Consider the following 9,801-nt stretch of genomic DNA (forward strand, 5'->3'; position numbering starts at 1 on the left):
TATAGACGCAGCTTTTTATCTCCTCGCCGCCGTGCGCGCTACGCTCGCTCGTCGCGCCTCTTCGTCGCTTTAGCCTGCAAAGTCTGCGCTTGAACTATAAAATTTTAACCTCTAGCTCGAGCGCGATGCCGAAGCGATGCAAAACCCGCTCGCGAGCAAGCTCTATCAGGCTCATCACATCCTCAAAGCTTGCGCTGCCGAAATTTATGATGAAATTGGCGTGCTGCTCGCTAAATTTCGCTCCACCGATCGCGTGGCCTTTAAGCCCCGCCGCTTCGATCAGCCTACCCGCGGCGTCATTCGGCGGGTTTTTAAAGCAGCTTCCAAAGCTTGCTCCCTTTGGCTGGTTGGCGCGTTTGGCGGCGAAATCCGCGGCGAGTTCGGCATCAAAGCCGCGCGAAATTTTAAACTCGGCGCCCAAAATCGCCTCCTCGATCCCGCTTCTTCGGTAGCCGAAGCTTATCCGCTCGCGCTCCACCCAGCCGCGAGCCAGGCGCACGGCAAGTAGGCTATCGCTGATGCTCGCGCCGCTAAGCCCTGCGTTCATTTTGATTAGCCCGCCGAGCTGGCCCGGGATGTTACGCAAAAACTCAAAGCCGCCGAGGCCCTGCTTTTTGGCGAAATTATAAATTTTACCCGACTTCGTCGCAGCCCCGATGCTAAGGACATCGCCGCTTAAGCTTATGCGATCGAACTCCTCGCTTAGCATCGCAAGGTGCGGCGGTGCGGGCGAGATGAGCAGATTATTGCCGCCGCCGATGATCGCGCGCTCGCGGATACTCTCAAACTCCGCAAAATCGGCCTCGTCTTTTAAAATTTGCACCGCAAAGCTCCCGCCGATGCGCACGGAGGTGTATTTGCTAAAATCTATCTGCTTTATTTTCAAAATTTTGCCTTTTAAATTTCATTTCTAAATTTCGCGCTTGCCGCTCGCCGCGTATCGTTTTAAAATTTAGTGATACCGCCGCGCGGTACTAAACGCGAACGCTATTTCAAAATTTAACGCTGCTGCTGCGATTAAATTTAGCTCGATTGCGATACATTTCAGCAGCGCACTATGTCGCACGCACAGCTCGCACTCTGCGGCACAAAATACAGCCGCGCAATGTATCTCCGCGCCGTGAAATTTCATCGCCGCGTAGCCATAAATTAAGGCGACATATTACGTGGCGACAAATAACGCCACGGCACGCGGCTGATTGACGAACTTGGCGGCAAAATCCGCGGAAGGCTCGGCGTTAAATTTGCGCGCAAATTTAAATCCACGTCGCCCTCTACGGCTAAATTTCTAAAGCGGATTACCGCACGTCAAAAACGATATAAAATTCTACCGCGCGTCTGCTTTTACGCCGAAGTAAATTTTAGCCGAGGTGCAAACCCTTTAACGCCTAGAAATTTAGCCGAAACGAAGGGGCAGTGTTCCGAGCAAAATCAGCCGAAGCAAGGCTCAAATTTCAGCTAAATTTTAACCTCGCCCGCCTTTACATCGGGTTTTGCCCGCCGCAGTCCGCGAAACGGATCTCGTTATATTCGCGCGGGATAAAATTCTCCTGCGCGCTAATCGGCGCAGGGTAAAATCCGCGCTCGTAACCAAGCTCAAACAGCCTATCCACCGCCCTTATTTGTACCCCCGAAAGCTCGATCGAGGCCTCGTTGGCATAAAGGCTCAGATATTTTTCTAGCTTTGCGTCGTCCACGCGGATGAGATTTCGCTCCATGAGCATGTGCGACAAAAACGGCTTATGCGCGGTGGCGATACGCACGCCCTCCGTTAGCACGCGCTCGCACTCGATGGCATCCGTTATCGGCAGGCTGCGACGAACCGCCATGCCTCCTAGCGGCAGCGGCAGATTTTCGCCCGCTAGCTCGCTCCAGATATCCCAGATCTCGCGCTCCACGCAAAGCTCGTCCGAAAAGTCAAGAATGCTTTCATGTATCAGCACGCCCGCGTCCACTTCGCCGCTTAAGACCGCACCCTCGATTTCTAGGAAATTTTTATAAACTATGCGCGCCTGCGGGTACGCCATGCGAAAAAGCAGGGCGTTTGTCGTGTGTTTGCCGCTTAGCGCGACTTTGAAATTTCGCTTTAAAACCGCACCATTTTTCTTAACTAGCTTTGGGCCGTAGCCCTCGCCGAAGCTCACCGCCGTGCGCAAAAGCGCGTATTCGTCGCAGATAAGCGGATATAGCGCGAAGCTAATCGCCGTGGCCTCATAGGTGCCCTTTAGCGCCTCGTCGTTTAGCGTCTGGATATCAAGCGCCGTTGCGCTAAGCTTTAGATTTTTGGAGCTCACCCAACCAAAATCAATCGCCTTATACATAAAAATATCATCCGCATCCGGCGAGTGAGCGACGTTTATATGCTTAAAAATCTTCAAATTTTATCCTTTTTGCTCCGCTTTAAATTTCGCGCGCGGCCTAATTCCAAAATGTTGCGAAATTATAGTGAAATTTTGCTACAGCCCTCATAAAAATGCGGAATTTCTAAAGAAAAACGTGAAAAACAGGGCTCGTTTAAAAGGCTAAATTTAATGTTCTCCGCTTGCCGCGCAGAGCTTTTTGCACTCCTTAAGAATTTCAAATTCCGATGCCGCGCCGAATTTGGGCGAATAATCAAAAATTCATTTCAAATTTGGTAAAATCAGGTGAATTTATTTTTAAGGAAAAACATGGACGAGGGAAAGAAAAAGACGCTGGATGCGGCGCTAAAATCGATCGACAAAGCTTTCGGCAAGGGCACGCTGGTGCGGCTGGGCGATAAGCAGGTCGAGCCGATAGACGCCATCTCTACGGGCTCTGTGGGGCTTGACATCGCGCTTGGCATCGGCGGCGTGCCGAAGGGACGTATCATCGAAATTTACGGGCCGGAGAGCTCGGGCAAGACGACGCTTACGCTTCATATCATCGCAGAGTGCCAAAAGGCGGGCGGAATTTGCGCATTCGTAGACGCCGAGCACGCGCTGGACGTCAAATATGCTTCAAATTTAGGCGTTGATACCGACAATCTCTACGTCTCTCAGCCCGACTTCGGCGAGCAGGCGCTCGACATCGTAGAAACCTTAGCAAAAAGCGGCGCGATCGATCTTATCGTCGTAGATAGCGTCGCCGCGCTCACGCCGAAAAACGAGATCGAGGGCGACATGGGCGATCAGCACGTAGGGCTTCAGGCGCGACTTATGAGCCAGGCGCTGCGTAAGCTCGCCGGCGTCGTGCATAAGATGAATACGACTGTGATCTTTATTAATCAAATCCGTATGAAGATCGGCGCGATGGGCTACGGCACGCCAGAGACGACGACCGGCGGCAATGCGCTTAAATTTTACGCTTCGGTGCGCATCGACATACGCAAGATCGCTACTTTGAAACAAAATGAAGAGAGCATCGGCAACCGCGCCAAAGTCAAGGTCGTGAAAAATAAGGTGGCGCCGCCGTTTAAGATCGCGGAATTTGACATAATGTTCGGCAAGGGCATCAGCAAGGTGGGCGAGCTGATCGATTACGGCGTCAAGCTCGACATCGTTGATAAAAGCGGTGCGTGGTTCAGCTACGGCGACACTAAGCTAGGTCAAGGGCGCGAAAATGCTAAAATTTATCTAGAGAATAACCCTGCTGTCGCCGAAGAGATCACTGCTAAAATCCGCGAGCAGATGGGCAGCGTAAATTTTAGCGCAGACGCGGACGATGAAGAAAATTTACAAAGTGGAGATGAATGATGATTTATATCGAAGATGTTTATGCGATAGAGGTACTAGATAGCCGTGGCAACCCGACCGTGAAAGCGACCGTGGCTCTAAGCGACGGCACCGTAGCAAGCGCGATAGTGCCAAGCGGCGCAAGCACGGGCAAACGCGAGGCGCTGGAGCTTCGCGACGGGGGCGATAGATACTGCGGCAAGGGCGTGCTAAAGGCTGTTGAAAACGTAAATTCTCAGATCGCCGAGGCCGTGATCGGGTTGGATGCATTTGGTCAAAAGGCGCTTGACGATGAGATGAGAGAGCTTGACGGCACCGACAACTACTCAAATTTAGGCGCGAACGCCGTGCTTGGCGTATCTATGGCGGTAGCGCGCGCGGCGGCAAAGAGCCTTGACGTGCCTTTGTATCGCTACCTGGGCGGCGCGAACGCTAGCGTACTGCCGGTGCCGATGTTTAATATCATCAACGGCGGCGCGCACGCGAACAACAGCGTGGATTTTCAAGAATTTATGATTATGCCGTTTGGATTTGATAAATTTAGCGACGCGCTGCGAGCGGCGAGCGAAATTTACCACACGCTAAAAGGCCTTCTAAACGCAGCCGGTCACAGCACGGCAGTGGGCGACGAGGGCGGATTTGCGCCAAATTTAAACGATAACGAAGAGCCGATCAAACTAATCATGCAAGCTATCGAAAAAGCGGGCTACAAGGCAGGCGAGCAGATCAAGCTAGCCCTTGACGTCGCGGCTAGCGAGCTGTACGAAAACGGCAAATATAAGCTAGAGGGCAAGGAATTTAGCAGCGAAGAGCTGATCGAGCGATACGCGCAACTTTGCGAGAAGTATCCGATATTTTCGATCGAAGACGGCCTAAGCGAGGACGACTGGGCGGGCTGGGCGAAGCTAACTAGCAAGCTTGGCTCTAAAGTGCAGCTCGTGGGCGACGATCTATTTGTAACGAACGAGAAAATTTTACGCGAAGGCATCGCCAAAGGCGTAGGCAACGCGATTTTGATCAAACCAAATCAAATCGGCACTGTTAGCCAAACTATGCAGACGATCCGCCTAGCGCAGCGCAAAGGCTACCGCTGCGTGATGAGCCACAGAAGCGGCGAGAGCGAGGATAGCTTTATCGCGGACTTCGCCGTCGCGATGAATACGGGCCAAATCAAAACGGGCGCGACCTCAAGAAGCGAACGCAACGCAAAATACAACCGCCTGCTTGAGATCGAGCGCGAGACGGACGAGTTTTTGGGAAATCAAATTTAAAATGTTTTTTAAAAAAAAGTCCAAGCGGGGCTTAAAGAGCGGCGCGCAGCACACCTATACGGACGGAGCGGATTATACGGACACGCAAGGCGGATATTCAGACGCAGACTTTGACGAGGACGATTTTTTTGACGATGAAGAATTTTATAGCGATGAAAATTTTGGCGGAGGCTTTAGCGCGGTAGGGGCTGGCTTCCGCAAAAATCGCAACGGAACCTCACACGGCGTAGACGAAGCAGGCTCTGCCTCTGATGCCACAAGCAGCAGCTCTAATTTAAGTGGTAAAAGCTCCGCTGCAAGCGGAAACTACGAAGGCAGCGCGCAAGCAGACGCGAACCTTTACAGCGCGGAATTTATTGGGGGCGGCGATTTAAAGAGTGCAGAGTTATACGCTAAAGAAAACTGCTTCCCAAACGACGCGGATTTTGCGGCTCAGAGCGTAGAGCATGGCTTTAATGGCACGGGCTTTGCGGCGCAAGACATAAATTATGCCACGCAAGGATTTTCTTTTGCGCCGCAAAACGCAGATCCTGCCGCTAAAAAAGCTTTAAAAAAGCGTAAAAATTTAAAAGAACGGCTGAATTTTATCAATCCGTTTTCACCACTTAAGCAGATTTTTGCAGCTCTTGCGCTGATCATCTGCGTCGTTTTTGCGGGCATCTTCGTGGGTGACGTGCTATTTGGCAAGCGATCGTTTGAAGTGCTGCGCCAGCTGCAAAAAGAAAAGGCGTTTTTATTCACCGACGTCGAGCGGCTAAAAGAGGAAAACGCTGAGCTGCAAAAGCTTTATTTAGAGCGTCGCTCGCTCGATCCGGACCTTAAAAAATGAGAAAAATTTCTTTACTAATTTTAGGTCTTTGCGCTTTTTTAAACGCAGAGAATTTAAATGGCGCAAATTCAAACGCTACGAAACCTAACATCGTCGCGGTAAAAGAGCAAAATTCTACCGATTTGGCGATTAAAGAGCCAAAAACAGGTGCGCAAAGCCCAAACGCTAAAAAGCAAGCTGTAATGAGACCTGAAACATCTAAAAGTCCTATCGCAGCAATGCAAAAAAGCGCCGCAGAAGCAAATTCTAGCGTCAAAACAAGCGTCGCCAAAAAAGCCGTGAGCGCACAGCTCTCGCAGACCGAAAAAAAAGCTTCTGTGCCCGAAGCGGGCATCGGTACTCCTTCGCAGGTCATAAAAACGGAGCTGAACTCTTCTGCGCAGCCTTCAGCTGTGACGCTTCCGCCTCCTGATGAGTTGCCGATCGTGCCAGAAGTAAGCGAGCTAAATTCTACGGTAGCGCAAAATTTTAAGGCGGTACAGAATTCTACAGCTCAAAATTCTACGGCGCAAAACTCCACTATGCAACAAAACGCGCAATCTGCTCCGCAAAATTCCAATCCGGCGCAAAGCTCCGCCGCCACGCCACAAAATACGCCCGCGCCTAAAAATTTCACGCAGCAAACCTTTGCGCTTCCCTCCGACGCCCTTACGATCGAAAGCCTGATCGTGCGATATAGGGACGACGACGGGGTCTTACACGAAAAGATCGTTGATATCAATCGCTCGATTGATTGGCACGATGATTTCGTGCTAAGCGCGAGCGCCAAACCTGCACTACATAGGGCACTGGACGTCTCGGTTACTTCGACTGATCCAAATTTACAAAAGCAGGCCTCGCAAAGTGGCATCACGCCTAGCTTCGCGCCGCGCCTGGAGCTGCCGTTAGAGACGCTTAAATTTGACGATGGACTAAAATTCGTCATCCGCAAAGACAGCGTGCAGCTCATCACCGCAGACGATTTCAAAAGCTCCGACGCAAACGCTTCGGGCGCGCTTGAGGCTGAGTTTTGGCGCCAAGAGATCCCGCTTAGCGGCGCGAGCTTTGCTGTAAATATCGGCGGCTTTAGCGACATCAACGTCACCAAAGAGGACGGCTACTACCGCATCGGCGTGCGCTCGCATGAGGGCAACCTCAGCATCAGACGCAAAGATGGCGGGTATTTGATTTACAAAAATTCTAATTAAGGAGAGACTATGACACATTTAGAGATTATGAAATTTCGCCACGCGTGCAAAATTTTTGACGAGAACAAAAAAATCGGTAAAGCCGATTTTGACGCCATTTTACAGGCAGGCATCTTAGCACCTAGTTCTACGGGGCTAGAGCAATGGGACTTTTTGGTTGTGCAAAACAAGGCGCTGCGCGAGCAGATCCGCGAAAAATCGTGGAATCAGCCGCAGATCACCTCTTGCTCACATCTGGTCGTGATTTTAGCAAAGATCAAGGACATAAAGCTAGGAAGTGATTATATCGAGCGAATGATTACGCGTAAAAAAGATGAAGCGCCCAAATATATCGAGGCATAAATTTTATCAAGATTTTTTAAGCGGTTATTTTCACAACGACGATGAGGAGCTATTTAATTGGTCGCACGCGCAGTGCATGTTCGCAGCACTTGCGATGATGAACGAGGCCGCAAGCCGCGGCATCGACAGCTGCCCGATGGAGGGTTTTGATCGCGCAGCGCTCGGAGAGATTTTGGATCTGAAATGGAATGAGCGTCGCGTGGCGCTGCTCGTGCCTTTCGGCTACCGCGTAAATCCGCAGCCGCAAAAGATCCGCCGCAGCATGGATGACGTAGTAAAGTGGATCGAATAAGCTAGCAAGCGCTTTTGAATCGCTAAGCTTGAGGCGCAGTAAATTCCAAACCGAGTGCGAAAGCGTGGCGCGCGCATTTTTAGGAATTTACCGCGCTTTAACCTTTTTTCTCGCCCGCAAATCTTGTGCGGCGAGATTTAAAATTTTATAAAATCACCGAAAATTTAAACGAAGGAGCGAGCGTGAAAAAAATGTGGGAGGGGCGCTTTAGCGAGGCGAGTTCGGCGCTTTTGGAGGAGTTTAACGCCTCGATCGGCTTTGATAGGGCGCTTTGGCAGGAGGATATTGCAGGCAGCAAGGCGCACGCTCGAATGCTCGGCGCCTGCGGGATATTAAAGCCTGACGAGAGCGAAAAGATCGTCGCGGGGCTTGACGCCGTGTTTGAAGAGATAAAAAGCGGTAAATTTGAGTTTAAAACCGCCGACGAGGACATCCACATGGCGGTCGAAAAGCGCCTAAGCGAGCTCATCGGAAGCGATCTTGGCGGCAGGTTGCACACCGCGCGCAGCAGAAACGATCAGGTCGCGCTTGATTTTCGCCTCTATGTGCTTAAAAGCGGCGCTCAGATTGCCGAAAAAACTCGCGAGCTAGTAGAGGCTCTGCGAGATATAGCTAGCAAGCACGCGGACACGCTGATGCCAGGCTACACGCACCTTCAGCATGCTCAGCCCGTGAGCCTTGCCTATCATTTGCTAGCTTACGCGTTTATGTTTCGCCGCGACTACGAGCGCTTTGCCAGCTCGCGCGAGCGAAACAACCTCTGTCCGCTGGGCTCGGCTGCACTTGCCGGCACGCCGCATCCGATAAATCGCGAGCTGGTCGCGCAGCAGCTCGGCTTTGCGGGAGTGACGCCAAACGCGATGGATAGCGTCAGCGACCGCGATTTTGCGCTGGAGATTTTGTTTAACGTAAGCGTGCTGATGACGCATGCGTCGCGCCTGTGCGAGGAGCTCATCTTGTGGAGCTCGCAGGAGTTCGGCTTTGTGACGATCAGCGACGCGTACAGCACGGGCAGCTCGATCATGCCGCAGAAGAAAAATCCCGACGTGTGCGAACTAATCCGCGGCAAAGCGGGGCGCGTAAACGGCAATCTCGTCGCGCTGCTAACAGTGATGAAAGGCTTGCCGCTAGCATACAACAAGGATATGCAAGAGGACAAGGAGGGCGTTTTTGATAGCGTCGCCACCGCGCTTGCGAGCCTTGAAATTTTAAAACAGATGCTAAAAACGGCTAAATTTAACGAGCAAAATATGCTCGCGATGACCAGGCGCGGGCACCTCACGGCGACCGATCTGGCTGATTATCTCGTGCGGGAGAAAAACGTGCCGTTTCGCCGGGCGCACTTCATCACGGGCAAGGCCGTGGCGTATGCGGAAAATTTGGGTTTGGATCTTAGCGAGCTAAACGCGCAGCAGCTTGCAAGCGTGGATGAAAGCTTGGGTGCGGGTGCGGTTAAATTTCTTGATCTAAACGCTTCTAAGGAGGCGCGCAAGTCGCAAGGAGGTACGGCAAATGAGAGCATTGCGGCGCAGATTGAAATTTTAAACGAGTGGCTGAAAGGGTAAATTTAAGGGGTTAAGTACGGCGAAATTTTAAAATTTAGCGCTCGTAGCTTTGAAATTTCATAGCCGCGGTTTTAAATTTTAAAATTCGGCGAGCTATGTAATACGTCTGCTGCGTGCAGAGCAGGCCTCGCGACGGTGTTTTAAGCACCCGCCGCAGGTAATTACTGCGCAAATTTAAAAATGATAGCGCACTCTAAGCTAGCTTTAGAGCGGGCGCTTGAGGTTATAAAGTTAAATTTAAAATACCGAGCCAGCGCAAAATGGAGTGCTTGGTTGCAAATTTAGGCAGTGAGATAAAATTTTAAAAAAGCGTGCCGCCGCTAGGTTGCTTGAGTGCGGATGGAAAGGCGCGAGCGGGCTTTGTTGGCGAGTTTTAACTGGTGCCGAATGCTGCGCGGAGTAGAATTGAATTTAAACCCAAAGATTAATGACGGCGGATCGGATTTTTTCGGGAGCGGGAATTTAATCGAAGTAAATTTAAGCGTTAAACGGTGTGCACGTAATCGATAAGGCGCGAATGGAATTTAATCGAAGCAAATGAAGCGGCATTTTCTTCGTTTCTGCGCGTCGTGGAGGTAGGAGTGAGGCTGAATCGAAGCAAATTTAAACATGGAGGGCGTTTT

General features: G+C 51.2%; 8 protein-coding genes and 1 pseudogene. 6 read left to right on the forward strand and 3 right to left on the reverse strand.

Going from position 1 to position 9,801, the window contains the following annotated elements; translation table 11 throughout:
- Positions 1-94 precede the first annotated feature (94 nt).
- The 3 genes from Q0340_RS08020 to Q0340_RS08030 all read right to left on the reverse strand — a co-directional run bounded on the left by Q0340_RS08020 (position 95) and on the right by Q0340_RS08030 (position 2,378).
- Positions 95-886, reverse strand: a complete 792-nt coding sequence (locus Q0340_RS08020) for a UDP-N-acetylmuramate dehydrogenase (RefSeq protein ID WP_298082878.1) — start codon at positions 884-886, stop codon at positions 95-97.
- Between the two features lie 66 nt (positions 887-952).
- Positions 953-1,132, reverse strand: coding sequence for a hypothetical protein (locus Q0340_RS08025; protein WP_298082879.1), 180 nt, complete (start codon positions 1,130-1,132; stop codon positions 953-955).
- Positions 1,133-1,481: 349 nt separating this feature from the next.
- Complete coding sequence (locus Q0340_RS08030; protein WP_298082880.1) at positions 1,482-2,378, reverse strand: menaquinone biosynthesis family protein; 897 nt, start codon at positions 2,376-2,378, stop codon at positions 1,482-1,484.
- A gap of 291 nt (positions 2,379-2,669) precedes the next feature.
- On the opposite strand from Q0340_RS08030, the gene recA reads away from it, so the two are divergent.
- From recA to argH, 6 genes and pseudogenes are all read left to right on the forward strand, one after another.
- On the forward strand, positions 2,670-3,713 hold the full coding sequence (gene recA / locus Q0340_RS08035) for a recombinase RecA (protein WP_177387156.1): 1,044 nt from the start codon (positions 2,670-2,672) through the stop codon (positions 3,711-3,713).
- A complete protein-coding gene (eno, locus tag Q0340_RS08040; RefSeq protein WP_298082883.1) occupies positions 3,713-4,963 on the forward strand; it encodes a phosphopyruvate hydratase in 1,251 nt (416 codons plus the stop codon). Before recA ends, eno begins: the two co-directional genes overlap by 1 nt.
- Before the next feature lies 1 nt (position 4,964).
- Positions 4,965-5,792: a hypothetical protein gene (locus Q0340_RS08045; protein ID WP_298082881.1), complete on the forward strand. Its 828-nt coding sequence runs from the start codon at positions 4,965-4,967 to the stop codon at positions 5,790-5,792.
- Positions 5,789-6,979, forward strand: coding sequence for a hypothetical protein (locus Q0340_RS08050; protein WP_298082882.1), 1,191 nt, complete (start codon positions 5,789-5,791; stop codon positions 6,977-6,979). The genes Q0340_RS08045 and Q0340_RS08050 overlap by 4 nt, the downstream gene beginning before the upstream one ends.
- 9 nt (positions 6,980-6,988) lie before the next feature.
- Positions 6,989-7,613 (forward strand): annotated as a pseudogene (locus tag Q0340_RS08055) (NAD(P)H-dependent oxidoreductase).
- 191 nt (positions 7,614-7,804) lie between these two features.
- The gene (gene argH, locus Q0340_RS08060) at positions 7,805-9,178 is read left to right on the forward strand and encodes an argininosuccinate lyase (RefSeq protein ID WP_298082884.1); all 1,374 of its coding nucleotides are present in this window, start codon (positions 7,805-7,807) and stop codon (positions 9,176-9,178) included.
- Positions 9,179-9,801 lie beyond the last annotated feature (623 nt).

This window comes from uncultured Campylobacter sp. (assembly GCF_938045595.1).
Lineage (GTDB): Bacteria > Campylobacterota > Campylobacteria > Campylobacterales > Campylobacteraceae > Campylobacter_B.

Bases quoted from the DNA above. Each gene is read 5' to 3' on its own strand.
- Q0340_RS08050 (WP_298082882.1), top strand. From the start codon at position 5,789: ATGAGAAAAATTTCTTTACTAATTTTAGGTCTTTGCGCTTTTTTAAAC.
- Q0340_RS08045 (WP_298082881.1), top strand. From the start codon at position 4,965: ATGTTTTTTAAAAAAAAGTCCAAGCGGGGCTTAAAGAGCGGCGCGCAG.
- Q0340_RS08025 (WP_298082879.1), bottom strand. From the start codon at position 1,132: ATGAAATTTCACGGCGCGGAGATACATTGCGCGGCTGTATTTTGTGCC.
- recA (WP_177387156.1), top strand. From the start codon at position 2,670: ATGGACGAGGGAAAGAAAAAGACGCTGGATGCGGCGCTAAAATCGATC.
- eno (WP_298082883.1), top strand. From the start codon at position 3,713: ATGATTTATATCGAAGATGTTTATGCGATAGAGGTACTAGATAGCCGT.
- argH (WP_298082884.1), top strand. From the start codon at position 7,805: ATGTGGGAGGGGCGCTTTAGCGAGGCGAGTTCGGCGCTTTTGGAGGAG.